14 protein-coding genes are annotated in these 17468 nt (G+C 40.6%); all 14 read left to right on the top strand.

From position 1 onward, the window contains the following. Nucleotides 1-65 precede the first annotated feature (65 nt). The 14 genes from flgJ (at nt 66) to A6E04_RS09075 (ending at nt 17364) form a co-directional block, all read left to right on the top strand. A complete protein-coding gene (gene flgJ / locus A6E04_RS09140) occupies nt 66-1064 on the top strand; it encodes a flagellar assembly peptidoglycan hydrolase FlgJ (RefSeq protein ID WP_017021166.1) in 999 nt (332 codons plus the stop codon). 251 nt (nt 1065-1315) lie between these two features. Continuing rightward, a complete protein-coding gene (flgK, locus tag A6E04_RS09135; protein ID WP_017021165.1) occupies nt 1316-3196 on the top strand; it encodes a flagellar hook-associated protein FlgK in 1881 nt (626 codons plus the stop codon). A gap of 16 nt (nt 3197-3212) precedes the next feature. Further along, nucleotides 3213-4406 (top strand): flagellar hook-associated protein FlgL, encoded by a 1194-nt coding sequence (gene flgL / locus A6E04_RS09130; RefSeq protein ID WP_065610946.1) that lies wholly within the window; start codon nt 3213-3215, stop codon nt 4404-4406. Nucleotides 4407-4967: 561 nt separating this feature from the next. Then, a complete protein-coding gene (locus A6E04_RS09125; protein ID WP_012550823.1) occupies nt 4968-6107 on the top strand; it encodes a flagellin in 1140 nt (379 codons plus the stop codon). Between the two features lie 251 nt (nt 6108-6358). After that, a complete protein-coding gene (locus A6E04_RS09120) occupies nt 6359-6736 on the top strand; it encodes a hypothetical protein (RefSeq protein WP_065610944.1) in 378 nt (125 codons plus the stop codon). Nucleotides 6737-6793: 57 nt separating this feature from the next. Next, nucleotides 6794-7927: a flagellin gene (locus tag A6E04_RS09115; RefSeq protein ID WP_065610942.1), complete on the top strand. Its 1134-nt coding sequence runs from the start codon at nt 6794-6796 to the stop codon at nt 7925-7927. 392 nt (nt 7928-8319) lie between these two features. After that, nucleotides 8320-9453 (top strand): flagellin, encoded by a 1134-nt coding sequence (locus A6E04_RS09110; protein ID WP_044583308.1) that lies wholly within the window; start codon nt 8320-8322, stop codon nt 9451-9453. Nucleotides 9454-9913: 460 nt separating this feature from the next. Beyond that, nucleotides 9914-11041, top strand: a complete 1128-nt coding sequence (locus A6E04_RS09105; protein WP_023603887.1) for a flagellin — start codon at nt 9914-9916, stop codon at nt 11039-11041. Between the two features lie 247 nt (nt 11042-11288). Next, nucleotides 11289-12425, top strand: coding sequence for a flagellin (locus A6E04_RS09100; protein WP_012550818.1), 1137 nt, complete (start codon nt 11289-11291; stop codon nt 12423-12425). Between the two features lie 126 nt (nt 12426-12551). Further along, nucleotides 12552-12971: a flagellar protein FlaG gene (locus A6E04_RS09095; RefSeq protein WP_017023465.1), complete on the top strand. Its 420-nt coding sequence runs from the start codon at nt 12552-12554 to the stop codon at nt 12969-12971. Between the two features lie 24 nt (nt 12972-12995). Beyond that, nucleotides 12996-14936, top strand: a complete 1941-nt coding sequence (gene fliD / locus A6E04_RS09090) for a flagellar filament capping protein FliD (protein WP_023603886.1) — start codon at nt 12996-12998, stop codon at nt 14934-14936. Nucleotides 14937-14969: 33 nt separating this feature from the next. Continuing rightward, nucleotides 14970-15260, top strand: a complete 291-nt coding sequence (locus A6E04_RS09085) for a hypothetical protein (RefSeq protein WP_017023463.1) — start codon at nt 14970-14972, stop codon at nt 15258-15260. A 15-nt stretch (nt 15261-15275) separates the two neighbouring features. Then, a complete protein-coding gene (gene fliS, locus A6E04_RS09080; RefSeq protein ID WP_012550815.1) occupies nt 15276-15686 on the top strand; it encodes a flagellar export chaperone FliS in 411 nt (136 codons plus the stop codon). Between the two features lie 196 nt (nt 15687-15882). Beyond that, nucleotides 15883-17364: a sigma-54 dependent transcriptional regulator gene (locus tag A6E04_RS09075; RefSeq protein WP_017023462.1), complete on the top strand. Its 1482-nt coding sequence runs from the start codon at nt 15883-15885 to the stop codon at nt 17362-17364. Nucleotides 17365-17468: the final 104 nt, after the last annotated feature.

Raw genomic sequence — 17468 nt, 5'->3', positions numbered from 1 at the left:
TGGCATTAAACTTGCTCTAGTTAATAGAGTGTTAGTTGGCCTGATTTTAAATAATAAGTGTGACGATGAATAATTCAGTAAATATGACAGACGTTGGCTTTATCCACGATGTGGGTGGCCTAGATAAATTACGTAAAAGTGCGGTAAATGGCGATCAAGAAAGCCAAGACAAAGCCTTGCGTGCGGCGGCTGTGCAGTTTGAATCGATCTTTACACAAATGCTTTTTAAATCAATGCGTAATGCTAACAGTTCATTTAAATCAGACATGATGAGCAGTGATAATCAAAAGTTCTTTGAACAAATGCGTGACGACCAAATGTCGACCGAATTATCAAAGCAAGGCTCGCTAGGATTAGCGGATATGATTGTTGCACAACTTGGTGCCTCACTAAATCAAGAACCGCCAGTGCACAATGGCAAGAATTTAGAGCAAAATGCACGAGTGGCAATGCGAAGAGCGGCAACGGATGAAACATTGCGTTTGCCTGCAGAGCATCAACCCCTGTCTGCGGCAAAACAAGCGTCACAAACTGAATCACCATCGGCCGTTAAATTAGAACAAATGCTAGCGGCAAGACAAATTCAACAGCCTGAGAAGTTTGATTCACCTCAGCAATTTGTTGATACGATGAAGCCATACGCTGAAAAAGCGGCAAAGGCCTTAGGTATTGATTCAAATGTATTAATCGCTCAGGCCGCATTAGAAACTGGCTGGGGTAAGAAAGTTATTAAGAATTCAGTGGATTCAAGCCATAACTTATTCAACATTAAAGCAGACAGAAGCTGGCAAGGCGATAAGATCGCTAAAAATACGTTGGAATATCACGATAACATTGCCGTTTCAGAGAATGCCGCTTTCCGTTCATACGACAATTATGAAGAAAGCTTCAGTGACTTTGTGCGTTTCTTAAATCAAAACCCACGTTATGAACGCGCATTGCAACAAACACAAAGTTCAGAAAGCTTTATTAAAGGCATTCACAGTGCGGGTTATGCAACGGATCCTAATTACTCAAGCAAAGTAATGAGCGTAATGAAGACGGTTGAAGACTTACTAAAATAATCGCTCACAATGTAACCTCTTGAATCCTGTCTCTTAAATCTAAGTGGCAGGATTTTTTATTGCCGCTTATAAAAGGAAAGAGGCAAAGAAAGGTGAGCAAGAGGATAAAAAGAGGCAATCGTTTCCCATAGTTTCAGTAGTGTCTCTTTATCTTGTTGATAATTAACAAAATAAAAGTTGGCACATTGATTGCTATATTAGATTTGTTAGGAAATTTTACTGCATCTTTTATAGAGTTTTTTGGAGGCTACATGGGACTTGATCTGCTTAATCTAGGTACACAAGGTGTGCTTACGGCGCAGCGTCAACTGAATACGACCAGTCACAATATTAACAACGTTAATACTGAAGGCTTTAGTCGTCAATCGGTAGTTCAAGAAACAAATATGCCTCATTGGGTGTCAGGTGCAAACCTCGGCGCAGGCGTGCATGTTGCCGCTGTGCGACGTTCGTTTGATCAGTTCGCAACCAATGAACTGAACCTATCGACAACCAATCTAAATTACTCGATGGATACAGAAGCAAATCTTGATGTTCTTACGAATATGATGTCGTCTATTGGCGCTAAACGTATTCCTGAAAACATTAATGATTGGTTTGATGCCGTAAAAACGCTTTCTGATAGCCCTAACGAAATCGGCGCACGTAAAGTCGTCCTTGAAAAATCACGTCTTATTTCACAAAGCTTGAACGACTTTTATGAAAATGTACGTCAGCAAAATGCCGACGTAAATAAAAAGATGGATCTTACTGTAGAGCGTATGAATGGTATTGCTCTAGAGTTAAAAGACATTAACAAGATGATGGTTAAGACCCCAGGTCCGCACAATGACCTAATGGACCGTCATGAAAAGTTAATTAAAGAGCTGTCTCAATACACAAAAGTAACGATCACAAAACGTGACAATGAGAATTCATTCAATGTCTTAATTGGTGGTGGGCACATGTTAGTGTCTGGTACTGAATCAAGTCAATTGAAGATGATTCAAGGAACGCCTGACCCATTACAGCGTCGACTAGCGATGGTTGAGGGCAATGGTGTTAAAGCCATTCAGCATGACAGCATTGGCGGTAAATTATCGTCATTGTTTGAGCTGCGCGATAAAACGATCCCTACGATTATGGATGAACTAGGCCGAGTAGCTGTAGGCTTCAGCAGTGAAGTTAACCGTTTACAAAGCCAAGCCATTGATTTACGTGGGCAGGTCGGTGCAAATATTTTCTCTGACGTAAACTCAGAACAAGCCGTTCGTAGTCGTGCCATTATTTCTGGTGATTCTTCAGCAGAAATCGGTGTATTTATTGACGACATCAGCTTATTGAAAGCCGGTGATTACGCCCTTAAATACGATGGCAGCCAATATACGGTGACCCGACCTACAGGCGAAGTACAACGCTTAGACCCAACCGGTAACCCATCGACCTTTTTCTTAGATGGCATGCGAGTAGAAATTCGCGAACCACTAAGTGCCGGTGAGCGTATATTACTTCGTCCAACCCGTCTTGCGGCTGGCGACATGAAGCTTGAAATGAACGAAGCTGAGAAAATTGCGGCACAAAGTTATGCGAGCTCCGCAACGTTTGCGACAGGTAATGCGAAATTTAAAGTATTACAGTCAGGCGACTTAAAAGAGTTCCAAGTTGTGATTTCTCCAGCAGCGAATCAATTTGCTGTGTTAGACATGAAAGGCAAAATGTTACTTGAGCCACAAACCTATCCGCCAAAAGGTCCAGTGACTGTCGGTGGAACTACGTTTGAATTGTCTGGTGGTGCTGCCGCAAATGATAAGTTTGCAGCAAACCTCGTTCCATCAGAAGGGGATAACGGTAACTTGTTGCTAATGCAAGGTCTGCAAACTCGTAAGGTCATGGACGAAGGCCGTTCAACGGTGATCGACTTGTACCAAAACGTAAATACAGAAGTTGGCCTTAAAAAAGCAACCGCCACTCGTTTAACTGAAGTTGCACGTGTAGAGACCGAAGCGGCACAAAGTCGCGTTGCGTCTGTTTCTGGTGTTAACTTGGATGAAGAAGCGGCAAACATGATGAAGTTTCAACAAGCTTACATGGCGTCTTCTCGCATAATGAAAGCGGCAGATGAAACGTTTAATACAATTCTGCAATTATCGTAACTAAGAGGCATCAGATATGTTAAATCGTATTTCAAGCTTTCATAATTACCAATCAGTGCAGAATGATATTTCTCGCCAAGAAGTGAAATTGCATCATAACAGTGCACAATTGGCTTCAGGTAAAAAGCTATTAACGGCAGGGGATGATCCTGTTGCTGCGTTATACGCACAAAATTTAACGCAGAAAAAAGAAGAATTACGTCAATACAGCGATACCATTGTATTAGCTCGTAACCGTTTAGAGCGTCATGAAGTTGCGATTGCGAATGCTGAGCAATTTGCCGATGATGCTAAACGTAGTGTTATGGAAATGATTAACGGTTCTCTTGCACCAGAAGACCGCTATGCTCACGCCCAAGACATTAAAGGGATTGCTGATAACTTTTTAAATCTAACCAATATGTTAGATGAATCAGGCAATTACTTATTCTCAGGAACTAAATCAAAAACTCAGCCTTTTTTTAGAGCAAATGATGGAACAGTGACCTACGCGGGTGATGACTACCAACGTAACTTAAAAGTGTCAGGTTCAATTGAAGTTGCTGTAAATGATGCAGGTAATAAACTGTTTACTGAGATTAAAAATCCATTTGGTGATTACGACCCACAATATGCACTTCAAGAAGGGTCCGAGTTATTGCTGTCAAAAGCAAAAAATATGGATTACACCGACACGTCAACGTACCAAGTCGCTTTTAGTGCTGCAGACAATGGGCAATACAATTACCAGTTATCTCAAGATGGCAGTGTCGTAAAAAGTGCCCAATTTAATCCAGCAGAAGGGATTAAATACGAAGGCGTTGATATTCAGGTTCGTGGGCAATTAAAAGCGGGCGATACTATTACATTAGAACCAAAGAAAACCATCAGCATTTTTGATGCGTTTAAAAAAGCACAAGAACTATCAATGAAAGATGTTTCAGATGCGTCTAGCACGGCTGAATTACACCAAGTGACTGAAGAGTTTCATGCGGCGTTTATTCATTTAAGCCAAGCAAGAGCAGAAGTAGGTACTAGACAGAACACGCTTGACCAACAAGAATCACAACATCAAGATTTTGATTTAACAATTTCAAAATCATTAAGCTCAATAGAAGATCTTGATTACGCTCAAGCAGTGATTGAATTTAATGAAAACACCCGTGCACTTCAAGCTTCACAGCAAGCGTTTGGTAAAGTAAAAGACATTACTTTATTTAATTACGTGTAACGGACATTCATTTGAAATAAAAAAGCCCAGTAGAAATGCTGGGCTTTTTTATTGATTGCTAACTGATTGAATTATCAGTTTTTTGCATGGGAATATCGTTGCCGCTTCATTGATTTTGTTGCCGCGTAAATGAGAAATTCCGTGATTAAATACACGTAATTTTTCACTAAAATAAAGAGTAATAACCTTACTATCTAATGATGACCATGAAAATTGTATTGATTAAGTCATTGAAAACAAATTAATTGTCAGTTTATTTTAGTATTACTTTCTTTTTTTAAGAAAACTGGCACATCTTATGCTATCTAATAACTATGACTGAGTAGTTCACAGTTTGCCAATGGTAAATGGTGGCATAGCAGTTGCAAAGTAGAGTTCGAAGCTTTGCTTTTGTATGTTAGTCCTTATTTTGTATTTCTACTGATTTAGTATGAGTACGAATATGAATTTGTGACATTGATAATCATTGGCCAATTGTGGCTAATATTAACTATGAATTTTAAATATTTCTGAATAGAGCAGAAATTGATTTCGTGAAAACGAAGCCGAAGGAGAGCAACCATGGCTGTAAATGTAAATACTAACGTAGCTGCGATGACTGCACAGCGTTACTTGAATAACGCAACAAATGATCTAAATAATTCAATGGAGCGCTTGTCTTCAGGTACTAAAATCAACAGCGCAAAAGATGACGCTGCTGGTCTACAAATTTCTAACCGTTTAACAGCTCAGACTCGTGGTCTTGATGTTGCTATGCGTAATGCGAACGATGGTATTTCTATCGCTCAAACGGCTGAAGGTGCGATGAATGAATCGACAAACATCCTTCAACGTATGCGTGACTTGTCATTGCAAGCGGCAAATGGTTCTAATTCAAACCAAGATCGTTCTTCAATTCAAGAAGAAGTACACGCGCTATCTGATGAATTAAACCGTATCGCTGAAACAACGTCATTTGGTGGTCGTCGACTACTTAATGGTCAATTTGGTGAATCTGCATTCCAAATTGGTGCAAACTCAGGCGAAGCTATTCTTATTAAACTGCCATCTGTACGTTCTGATGACGACAGCATGGGCGGTCAGCGTTTTGTTTCTGAAAACGGAAAAACAGCTGAGTGGAACGTTGAAACGGGTAAAAACGACTTAAAACTTGAGTTTACTACGAAGAAAGGCGAAGCGGTTTCTATCAATATCAATGCTAAAGCAGGCGATGACATTGAAGAACTAGCAACGTACATCAATGGTCAATCAGACAAGATCTCTGCGTCTGTTGGTGATGAAGGTAAACTGCAACTGTTTGTTGCTGAACCATCAATTGAAGGTGAATTAGCGGTTTCTGGTAATCTTGCTTCAGAGCTAGGTTTAGCTGGCGGCGTTGGTACTAAAGCAACGGTTGATAAACTGGACGTAACGTCTGTTGGTGATGCACAAGTATCTATCGGTGTTATCGATTCAGCGCTTGCTTACATTGACCGTGAACGTGCTGATTTAGGCGCGAAACAAAACCGTCTAGGTCACAGCATCAACAACTTGTCTAACATTCAAGAGAATGTGTCTGCTTCTAATAGCCGAATCAAAGATACTGATTTTGCTAAAGAAACAACAAACATGACAAAAGCACAAATCCTTCAGCAGTCTAGTACCTCTATTCTTGCTCAAGCGAAACAGTTACCAAACGCTGCACTAAAATTACTGCAGTAATAGTAACGAACAACAGTCATTAAGATTGAACAAGAGGTGCTCTCATCTCTCATCAACCTCTTGTTCAACTGATTGTTGGCAAGCTTTAGGTAACTGGTTTTTTGTGGTTCTTCTCACAGATCTCCTCATAAAAAACCAACCTAGCTTTATGCCCCGTAAGGGGCTTCCCCCTCAAATTTCATCCTATTTTATTTAGAAAATCACACAACGGTCGATGACTTACTGTCTATTTATTTAAGTAAGGTCATGTTGTGAACTCATTCTTACGCTTTTTATTATTAAGCTCTCTGCCTTTTTCTGCATTAAGTGCTCAACCGCATCATTCTTCTATATCTGTTTCCAACTATGATTCGTTTATTTTAGCGAAGTCATGCATTGATTCTAGCGTCGTCTCCTATTTTGAAGAGAAAGGGATTACTCCTGAAAACAGCCATGTTAAAGGGTATGGTTCGTGCTTTAATACGCCTAAACACAAAGTGAAACACTCATCAAAAAAGGGATTAAAACACTATTTAGGTAACGGGTGTTCAGATCCTGCACTTATTAAACTATTGAAAAGTGAAGGTATTGATCCTCGCTATTATCAAATAGAAAGTAGTGAACGCTGTCAGCATCAAAATATCAGTTAAGCTTTGAGTATTTAGGCCGATATACTTATTAAGATAAAAATTCATTAAGAGATTGTTATGTCTGTAACGGTAAACACCAATGTGTCTGCAATGACGGCACAGCGATATTTAAATCAAGCAACCGACCATTTAAATCAGTCAATGGAACGCCTCTCATCCGGCAAGCGTATTAATAGCGCGAAAGATGATGCCGCCGGTTTGCAGATATCGAATCGATTGCAAGCGCAGATGAGTGGGTTAGATGTTGCCGTTCGTAATGCGAATGATGGTATTTCCATTGCTCAAACGGCGGAAGGTGCAATGAATGAAAGCACCAATATCCTTCAACGCATGCGCGATTTAGCTTTGCAATCGTCGAATGGGTCTAATGCCCTTCAAGATAGACAAGCGATTCAAGAAGAATCCGACGCATTAAACGATGAGCTTAATCGTATTGCTGAAACAACGTCTTTTGGTGGACGCCGTTTATTGAATGGTCAATTTGGTACATCGACATTTCAAATTGGTGCTAACGCAGGTGAAGCGGTTCAGCTCACGCTAGGCAGCATGCGATCAGATACATTAGCGATGGGCGGTTTTAATTACACCTCTCAAAACCAATTAAACAGAGGGTGGACAGTGCCAGAAGGCCGTCAAACGTTAACCCTGTCTTTTAATGATAAAGAAGGCAAAGCACAAGAGATCACGATTGAAGCGAAAGCGGGTGATGATATTGAAGAGCTAGCCACTTACATTAATGGGCAAAATGATACGGTTCAAGCGTCTGTTGATGATAACGGGCAACTGCAGTTATTTACAGCGGGGGACTTGGTATCCAGTGCTGTGACGTTTGGTGGAACCTTATCCGCCGAGTTAGCGGTTGGTGGTGCTGTTTTTGATACGGTGAACGATTTAGATTTGACCAGTGTTGGTGGTTCACAAAAAGCGATTGCGACGTTAGATGCCGCATTAGGTTTTGTTGATCAAGAGCGAGCGACATTAGGGGCATTTCAGAATCGATTTGGTCATGCGATTAATAATTTAAATAATATTCATGAGAACATCGCGTCATCAAATAGCCGAATTGAAGACACGGACTTTGCAAAAGAAACCGTAGAAATGATGAAAGCACAGATCTTACAACAGGTAAGTTCGACAATATTAGCGCAAGCAAAGCAATCCCCTGACATTGCATTAAAATTATTAGGCTAATGAGGGAGTGAATGTCTTTTCTCTTTTTATTAAACCAGCATTGAGCTGGTTTTTTTTCGCCTAGAGAAAAGGTAAGTGACGTTTAAAGACAGAGAATGCGCCCTTTGTTGATAAAGTACTCAAAAGATTCTTTTTATATCAATGAGATACTGTTCACTTGGCGGGTTGGCTTAAAACTTGAGCTATTTTTCTGTCAGATTTTAAAAACTTTGAAGCACGATCATGGTTCATAAAGTAATCGGTTATTTTATAAAGAAAACAATAAAGGTTTATTTTTAACCGTCGCTAAATTAAGTATCAGGCGCTACTGGTTAGGATTGGTAGCACCGAATAATGAAGCTCAGTTTTCCGAACTCCGGAAAACAATCGGAAAACTAAACGGAGATACCACTATGTCGATTACAGTAAATACGAACGTATCAGCGATGACGGCTCAGCGTTACTTGAACAATGCAACAGATGGCGTAAATAAATCAATGGAACGCTTATCTTCTGGCTATAAAATTAACAGCGCGAAAGACGATGCGGCTGGTTTGCAAATTTCAAACCGCTTAACGTCACAATCTCGTGGCTTAGATGTTGCTGTTCGTAATGCTAACGATGGTATTTCTATTGCACAAACCGCAGAAGGGGCGATGAATGAGTCAACCAACATTCTGCAACGTATGCGTGATTTATCGCTTCAATCTTCAAATGGATCAAATACCACGTCTGATCGTGAAGCGATTCAGCAAGAAGTGGGTGCATTGAATGATGAACTAAACCGAATTGCAGAAACAACATCATTTGGTGGCTCACGTCTTCTTAATGGTCAGTTTGGTACTAAGTCTTTCCAAATCGGTGCTGATTCTGGTGAAGCCGTTATGCTGAATTTAAGTAACATGCGTTCAGATTCTGCATCAATGGGTGGCACAAGCTATAAGGCAGAAACAGAGCTTGGTGCTGGTTGGGCAGTTAATGCTGAAAATTCAGAATTAAAAGTCTCGTTTTTAAATAAAGCAGGCGAAGAGAAAGAGTTAACTATTAATGCGAAAGCTGGCGATGACATTGAGCAAGTTGCGACTTACATTAATGGTCAAACGGATTCTATTAATGCCTCTGTTTCAGAAAAGGGTGAGCTTCAGATTGTGACCTCTAATGATAAAGTTAAAGGTGAAGTAAGCTTCGGTGGTTCTCTTGCTGGCGAACTAAAAATGGGCGCAGCTCAAGCAGAAACCGTAAAAAGTATTGATGTAACGACAGTGGGTGGCTCTCAGAAGTCAGTGGCGATACTGGATGCGGCAATGCAGTTTGTTGATTCTAATCGTGCCGATTTAGGGGCATTCCAAAACCGCTTTAGTCACGCGATTTCTAACTTAGATAGTATTAATGAAAACGTATCTGCGTCTAATAGCCGTATTAAAGATGTCGATTTTGCAAAAGAAACGACAGAGATGACAAAAGCTCAAATTCTTCAACAAGCAAGTTCGTCTATTTTAGCTCAAGCTAAGCAAGCGCCAAACGCAGCTCTTGGTCTATTAAGATAGTCGACAGTGAAAAGCTTCTAAGGTAATAGTGCTCTCACACTATGCCAAAGCCGGGGATTACCTCGGCTTTTTTTATGCTTTTTATTTCATTATTTTGTTTTTTATATTAACGCTATAAATAAAGTATCGTACTGTAAATTGGATTGGCTTTTCTTTTTGTTTATAAAGTCATCAATAATCATCTATTTGCAGAGATCTTCCTCACATTTTACCTTTCATCCCAATTAATTTCGTTTTTTTTGCATTTTTTACTAAAGACTTTCTGAGATCGTGCGATAACGTAATTACCAAAGCATAACGCCTGAAAAATTGAAAATTCTTGAAAAAGAAAAACTTAAAAAATGAAAAGTTTTTCTAAAGTAATTTGAAATCAGGTCGTTAAGTTAAGTACTAACGATGATTAATACGGTTTCCAATCCAGGAGCGGAGTGGTTCGAAACCAAAGCGGAGATATAAGATTATGGCTATAAATGTAAACACAAACGTATCAGCAATGACGGCACAGCGTTACTTAAACAACGCAACTAACGACCTAAACAGCTCAATGGAGCGTTTGTCTTCAGGTCTTAAAATTAACAGTGCAAAAGATGATGCGGCTGGCCTACAAATTTCAAATCGTCTAACTTCTCAAACTCGCGGCTTAGATGTTGCAGTTCGAAATGCAAACGATGGTATCTCAATGGCGCAAACTGCTGAAGGCGCGATGAACGAAACAACGAACATCCTTCAACGTATGCGTGATTTATCACTTCAATCTTCAAACGGTTCAAATACATCAGCTGACCGTGGCGCAATTCAAGAAGAAGTGGTTGCTTTGAATGACGAGTTAAACCGTATTGCAGAAACAACGTCATTTGGTGGTTCTCGCCTACTGAATGGTCAATTTGGTACTAAGTCTTTCCAAATCGGTTCAGATTCAGGTGAAGCAGTAATGCTAACACTGAATAACATGCGCTCTGATACGACAGAGATGGGTGGTTCAACTTACTCAGCGACTGAAGGCAAAGATTCAAGCTGGAAAGTAGGCGCTGAGAACTCAGAATTAACAATGAATTTTGTTGATAAAGACGGCAAAGAGCAAAACATCTCAATCAATGCGAAAACTGGCGACGACATTGAAGAAGTAGCGACTTACATCAATGGTCAAAGTAATGCGATAAACGCATCTGTTACCGGTGAAGGCAAACTGCAAGTATTTGCATCTGCTGACGCGAGTGATATTAAATTTGGTGGTTCACTAAGCAGTGAATTAGGTATGGGTAACAAGGTTGCCGATACAGTAAAAAGCATCGATGTCACAACCGTAGGTGGCTCACAAAAAGCCGTTGCGATTCTTGATTCAGCAATGCAATACGTTGATTCAAACCGTGCAGACCTTGGTGCTTTCCAAAACCGCTTTGGCCACGCTATCAGCAACTTAGAAAATATTAATGAGAACGTTAATGCGTCTAACAGCCAAATCAAAGATGTTGATTTTGCTAAAGAAACGACAGCAATGACGAAAGCTCAAATCCTGCAACAAGCGAGCTCTTCAATTCTAGCTCAAGCTAAGCAGGCACCAAATGCAGCATTAGGCCTGTTGGGCTAATCAGCATAGTAAATACTTGTGAGAATGGGCGTTTATGCGACACGCTGGATACCTTCCCAACAGGTCATGAGTAAGTCTGACTTACTTTTAAACATTAAACTTAGGCTATCTCGTTATGTATTTTGTAGAGGTGAGAGTCTACAAAGTGCATTGAGATACGCTTTATTAAATATATGTGAGAATCAATGGCTGGTTTGGAGGATGAGACTAAACCACCATTGAACAATTTTCCTTAGGAGATCTATTTATGTCTATTACAGTAAATACTAACGTATCAGCAATGACAGCACAGCGTTACTTAAACAGCGCAACATCTGACGTTAACCAATCAATGGAACGTCTGTCTTCTGGTAGCAAAATCAACAGTGCTAAAGATGATGCTGCTGGCCTACAAATCTCTAACCGTCTAAACACGCAAACTCGTGGTCTAGACGTAGCGGTTCGTAACGCAAACGACGGCATCTCTATGATGCAAACTGCTGAAGGCGCAATGAAAGAGACTTCAAACATTCTTTCTCGTGTACGTGACCTTGCACTGCAATCTTCAAATGGTTCAAACACTGACGCTGACCGTGGCGCGATCCAACAAGAAGTAACGGCTCTTTCTGATGAAATGAACCGTATTGCTGAAACAACTTCTTTTGGTGGTACTCGTCTACTTAACGGTAACTTCGGTACTAAATCTTTCCAAGTTGGTGCTGATTCTGGTGAAGCAGTAATGCTTACTTTGAACAACCTACGTGCAGACGAAGCTAACATGGGTGGCCAATCTTTCACTGCGAAAGAAGGTGTTGCTGCTGGTTGGACCGCTGGTAAAGACGCAAACATGACTATTTCTTTCACAGATAAATCTGGCGAAGATCAATCTGTTTCTATCAACGCTAAAGCTGGCGACGATATCGAAGAAGTAGCAACTTACATCAACGGCCAAACTGACAAAGTTAGCGCTTCTGTTGGTGAAGATGGCAAGCTACAAGTATTCGCAGCTAAAGGCACAATCGAAGGCGAAATCGCATTCTCTGGTGCTCTAGCGAACGAAACTGGTATGTCTGACGCTGTTCAAGCTCAAAAAACAGTGGGTAACATCGATGTTACTACTGTAGCTGGTTCTCAAGACGCAGTAGCGGTTGTTGATGCAGCAATGAAATTTGTTGATAGCCACCGTTCTGAGCTAGGTGCTGCTCAAAACCGTATGGGTCACACAATCAACAACTTAGACAACATTAACGAAAACGTTTCTTCTGCTAAGAGCCAAATCAAAGACGTTGATTTCGCGAAAGAAACAACTGAAATGACTAAAGCACAAATCCTACAGCAAGCAAGCTCTTCTATCTTAGCTCAAGCTAAGCAAGCGCCAAACGCTGCTCTAGGTCTATTACGTTAATCGTATCGATTAAGTAATAACACATGAATAGGTAGGTGGGCGGCTTCATCGTCAACCCACTTACTGAAATATGACAGCAGGAGACGCTACTCTTGCTGTCTTTTTTCGTATTAGGCGGAAAATATTATGAACTTATCATCTGTCTCTTCATCAATCTTCTCCTCTCTTTCTTCAAATGACGGCACGCAAATTGCTAGTTCTAGTCTACAACCAACACCTTCTGTGAAAACAGACACGCAGGCCGCGCCAGTAGAGCATTCAGAATCATTGACTCCTAGCCAAGCCATTGTCGTCGAAGCACAGGAAAAGCTTGAAACAAAAAAGAAAGAAGAACTTCATAACGCGGTAAAAGCGTTAAATGAACACGTAAAAAGCTTAGATCGAGGACTGTCGTTTCGTCTTGATGAAGAATCAGGGCGGCAGGTTATTACCGTTATTGAGGTTAGCTCCGGTGATATCATTCGCCAGATCCCAGACGAAAAGATGTTGGAAGTTGCTAGAGATCTTGCTGCTAGTGCATCAGGGTTAATCGCCATGAAGATATAAACCATTAATTGAGGAAAACGATTCATGAGTATGAGCCCGATGGGGATGGGTGGTGGCCTAGATATTAATTCTATGGTGAGCAAAATAGTTGAAAGCGAGCGCTTACCAAAGCAGCAGCGCATCGACCGTGAGCGTTCAGACATAGACATGAATATCAGTGGTTATGGTCGTCTGCAAGAATCGTTAGATACTATGAAAACTCTGATGGCGACTTTTCGTCAAGAGGATACGTTTGCCTCGAGAAGTGTGAATACCAGTAATGAAGATGCCGTTCATGCGACTGCATCACCAGATGCGCTTGCCGGTAAATACTCGATTGATGTATTGCAATTGGCACAAGCACAAAAGTTAGCATCGTCTCCAGTAAAAGAGGACGCAAGATTTGGCCCTGGTGAATTAACTATTCATCTTGGTGAAAAAGAGTTCTCACTGACGGTCGTTGGTGATCAGAATAAAATCACCGACATTGTACGACAAATTAACAGCGCACCTGGTAATCCGGGAGTGCAGTCTTCTATCGTTAAAGACGATGGCGGATCTCGTCTGATTCTTGCCTCTGACAAACCAGGGGAAAGCAATGAAATCAAAATCGATGTAAAAGCTAAATATAATAATACACTGCATCGTTTTGGATTTAATCCTGATTTTGATCCTTCAGTGTCGACTGAATATGATATTCCGACGTTATTAGCGCAACAATCTCCTCAAGCGCCAGTTCAAATAACAAAAGAAGAAGTGAAAGATCTGTCAGATGAAGAGAAATTCGCTTATTTCAAACCACTTATTGATAACGCAAAACGTGAGACGGCTGAACTTGATCAAGCGGCCAAAGAAATCGTTCAGCAGCAAGAAGCGACAGCGGCATTGTCTACGTTAGAAGATCCAACGGATCCTACCTCTGGCATGTCTGGTTGGAGCGAAAGAACAGCGGGTACATTACAAGCCGCATTACCAAGTGCTGATGAAAAAATTGAATTAGCAAAAGCGGCAAAGCAAGGCGATCAATCAGCCGCAGAAGCCCTTGCCGAAATTGGACAAACACCTGACACCGTATTTAATGCCGCGGGCATTACTTATGAACCATCTCAACCTGCGCCAAAGAAAGACGTCGTTGAGATAGCAAAAGAAAAAATTGAACAAGTTCCTACTGCACTTAAAGAAATAGCGAAGAAAAAGCTAGAGCCCATTGAAGATTTAGTGGATCAAATGAAGCCAAGAAAACCCCTTTATTCAGGGCTTCAAGAAGTGCAATCGGCAACCAGTGCTAAAGTGGTGTTAGATGGTGTAGCTCGAATTAGTAGTGACACCAATGTTATTCAAGATGCAATTCAAGGCATTGATTTAACATTAAAGAATACAACCACAAAAGACGGTAAACGTGTTGAATTAGACGTTGAGTTTGACCGAGCGAGTGTGAAAGCCGCTATCGAGCAGTTTGTAACAACCTATAACCAGTTTTATCAAACCACGCAATCACTGAGTGGGTTTGATCCTGCGACAGGGGAAAGTGGTCCATTGGCTGGGGACAGTGTCGTTCGTTCTGCTGAATCTCGTTTAAAGTCAGTCTTTGTTGCTCCAGTGGAATCGGCACCTAAAGGGATAAAAACCTTGATCGAGCTTGGTATCTCAACCACTCGTCAAGGCTCTTTAGAAATCAATGATGCAATGCTTGATCGTCAATTGAATGAGAACTTCAGTCAAATGCACACATTTTTTGACGGTTCTAAAGGTTTTGCTAAAAAAGTTGAAGACGTTATTCAGAGTATGACTGGGGTCGCGGGGCCAATTCGTACACGTATGAATACGTTACGTGACCAGAATTACCGTTTAAATGATCAACAAGTTGATTTGGATCGTCGAATGGACAGTGTTCAAGAGCGAACTCGCAATAAATTTGCCAACATGCAAGATGTGACAGGGAAAATGAAAGCCCAATTGTCTGGCATGATGAATGCGTTAGGTTAACAAGCAGAGTAGAAGTCAAAAAAGGTGTTACCGATGGATTTATTAGCAAAATTGAACGAATTAGATCAGCAATTACAACAAGAATATCAAGCCCACGATATTAATTTTGAATTGCTGGCTACTTTTTTATCAGATCGGGAACAACTTTTGCATGACTGTATGCAAGTGTCAGAAATAGTGAATTCTACTGAATGGCAAACCGCAATTGCACGAACTGAATTGATCATTAAACAAATGACCACTCTAAGTCAGCAATTTGCATTAGATTATCAAAAGTTGAACCATGCGAAAAAATCGGTTCAGCTCTATAGAAAATTTCAATAATACTGAGGAAATACGATGAGAGGCTCACTACAGGCATATAAAAAGGTATCAATTGATAGCCAATTAAGTGCTGCATCACCTCATAAGGTCATTCAAATGTTGATGGCTGGTGCAATTGAGCGCCTGATCCAAGGGAAAGCAGCAATGCAACAGGGCAATACTGCTGTAAAAGGCGAGCGTCTTGGTAAAGCATTAGATATCGTAATTAGTTTACGTTCTTGTTTATCAATGGATGACGGTGGTGACATTGCGAGCAACCTAGATTCTCTGTATGATTTTATGATCCGTCAAATTTCACAAGCAAATCAAAATAATGAAGCTCAACCGATTGATGATGTGGTTGAGATGCTGCGTGAAATCAAATCTGCATGGGATCAAATCCCCGCTGAATTTCATAATTTGACAGCCGATCAAGTCGGAATATAACAATTACGTATAAATCAAATTTAGTTTTAAATTATTATACTAACCTCTCATTTACCGTACGGGTGATGATATGGCGTCGATAGATTGACGCTCATGGTTGCCTTATTTTTCTTATGCTATAAAATGGTGAAACAATTTTGTTGCTGTTCAATGAATTGGCCAATTAAATCAAAGAATTAAGGCATATCACACTCCTATGCAAGGTTTAGCAAAGACACTAATTATTGAAGATGACGATCAGAACCGACATAATCTTGAGGTAATTCTTGAGTTTATTGGCGAGCATTGTCATGCTATCTCAACATCAGAACTGTCTACTTTTGACTGGAGTGATCCTTGGAGCGCATGCTTTTTAGGTAAAGTTACTGATGAATCCTTAAAAAAATCAATCAAACACTCACTGGTTTCTCATAACCATATTCCCGTTATCATGATTGCGGGGGCTACGCATGATATTGAGGATTTAACTAACTATGTGGGTGAATTGAATCAACCGATTAACTATCCTCAACTGACAGATGCCTTGCGTCATTGTCAAGAATTCATGGGTCGTCGTGGCTTAGGTATTCCTCATCTTGGTAGAAAAAATACGTTATTTCGCAGTATGGTTGGACAAAGTTCAGCGATTAGCGCCGTTCGTCATTTGATTGAGCAAGTGTCCGGTACCGAAGCAAGTGTACTTGTATTGGGTGAATCTGGTACGGGTAAAGAAGTGGTTGCTCGTAATCTGCATTATCATTCTCCTCGTCGTAAAGGACCATTTGTACCGGTTAACTGTGGTGCGATTCCCCCTGATCTTCTTGAAAGTGAACTCTTTGGTCATGAAAAAGGCGCATTTACTGGGGCAATCACTGCTCGTAAAGGTCGTTTTGAATTGGCTCAAGGTGGTACGCTTTTCTTAGATGAAATCGGTGATATGCCAATGTCGATGCAAGTGAAGTTACTTCGAGTACTTCAAGAGCGTTGTTTTGAGCGTGTTGGTGGTAATCAAAGCATTAAAGCGGATGTACGTATTGTTGCGGCAACGCATCGTAATCTTGATGAAATGATTGAAAATAACAGTTTTCGTGAAGACCTTTATTACCGCTTAAATGTCTTCCCAATTGAAATGCCTGCTTTGCGTGAACGTAAACAGGATATTCCGTTATTACTGCAAGAATTACTAACAAGAATGGAAGCAGAAGGCAGTACTCGTGTGCGCTTAACGCCTCGTGCTGTTAATTCATTAATGGAACACCATTGGCCGGGTAACGTCCGTGAACTGGCTAATTTAATTGAACGCTTAATGATCTTATTTCCTGGTGAGTCGGTTGACGTTAACCATTTACCCACTAAGTATCGTTACAGTGATATTCCTGAATTTCAACCAGAAAACCACAATCAGCAAAGTATTGAAGAGCAAGAACAAGCTGCGTTAGCGGATATGTTTGCAAACTTCAATGATGGTGGTGTACCTCAAGTAAATAATCAAAGTTTTGGGCCTTCTTCAAGTGATTTACCTGAAGATGGATTAAATCTAAAAGAGATGCTTGCGGATGTCGAAGTTAATATGATCTGCCAAGCGTTAGAAGCTCAGAACGGCATTGTTGCTCGTGCTGCTGATATGTTAGGTATGCGTCGTACGACTCTTGTTGAGAAAATGCGTAAATACAATCTAAATAAAGATGACGTCAGATAGTGTGTGACAATTAATTGACTCGTCACTGTCAATAAGTTTTTAGATTAACTTATTGATAATTAACAACAAAAGGGCTGGCATGTAAAATGCATCAGCCCTTTTGT

This window comes from Aliivibrio logei (assembly GCF_001691055.1).
Classification (GTDB): Bacteria; Pseudomonadota; Gammaproteobacteria; order Enterobacterales; family Vibrionaceae; genus Aliivibrio; species Aliivibrio salmonicida.
This window is presented reverse-complemented; position numbering and strand designations above follow the sequence as displayed.

What these genes read in the sequence shown, in the direction of transcription:
- flgJ (WP_017021166.1), top strand. Translation starts at nt 66, where the DNA reads ATGAATAATTCAGTAAATATGACAGACGTTGGCTTTATCCACGATGTG.
- flgK (WP_017021165.1), top strand. Translation starts at nt 1,316, where the DNA reads ATGGGACTTGATCTGCTTAATCTAGGTACACAAGGTGTGCTTACGGCG.
- flgL (WP_065610946.1), top strand. Translation starts at nt 3,213, where the DNA reads ATGTTAAATCGTATTTCAAGCTTTCATAATTACCAATCAGTGCAGAAT.
- A6E04_RS09125 (WP_012550823.1), top strand. Translation starts at nt 4,968, where the DNA reads ATGGCTGTAAATGTAAATACTAACGTAGCTGCGATGACTGCACAGCGT.
- A6E04_RS09115 (WP_065610942.1), top strand. Translation starts at nt 6,794, where the DNA reads ATGTCTGTAACGGTAAACACCAATGTGTCTGCAATGACGGCACAGCGA.
- A6E04_RS09110 (WP_044583308.1), top strand. Translation starts at nt 8,320, where the DNA reads ATGTCGATTACAGTAAATACGAACGTATCAGCGATGACGGCTCAGCGT.
- A6E04_RS09105 (WP_023603887.1), top strand. Translation starts at nt 9,914, where the DNA reads ATGGCTATAAATGTAAACACAAACGTATCAGCAATGACGGCACAGCGT.
- A6E04_RS09100 (WP_012550818.1), top strand. Translation starts at nt 11,289, where the DNA reads ATGTCTATTACAGTAAATACTAACGTATCAGCAATGACAGCACAGCGT.
- A6E04_RS09095 (WP_017023465.1), top strand. Translation starts at nt 12,552, where the DNA reads ATGAACTTATCATCTGTCTCTTCATCAATCTTCTCCTCTCTTTCTTCA.
- fliD (WP_023603886.1), top strand. Translation starts at nt 12,996, where the DNA reads ATGAGTATGAGCCCGATGGGGATGGGTGGTGGCCTAGATATTAATTCT.
- A6E04_RS09085 (WP_017023463.1), top strand. Translation starts at nt 14,970, where the DNA reads ATGGATTTATTAGCAAAATTGAACGAATTAGATCAGCAATTACAACAA.
- fliS (WP_012550815.1), top strand. Translation starts at nt 15,276, where the DNA reads ATGAGAGGCTCACTACAGGCATATAAAAAGGTATCAATTGATAGCCAA.
- A6E04_RS09075 (WP_017023462.1), top strand. Translation starts at nt 15,883, where the DNA reads ATGCAAGGTTTAGCAAAGACACTAATTATTGAAGATGACGATCAGAAC.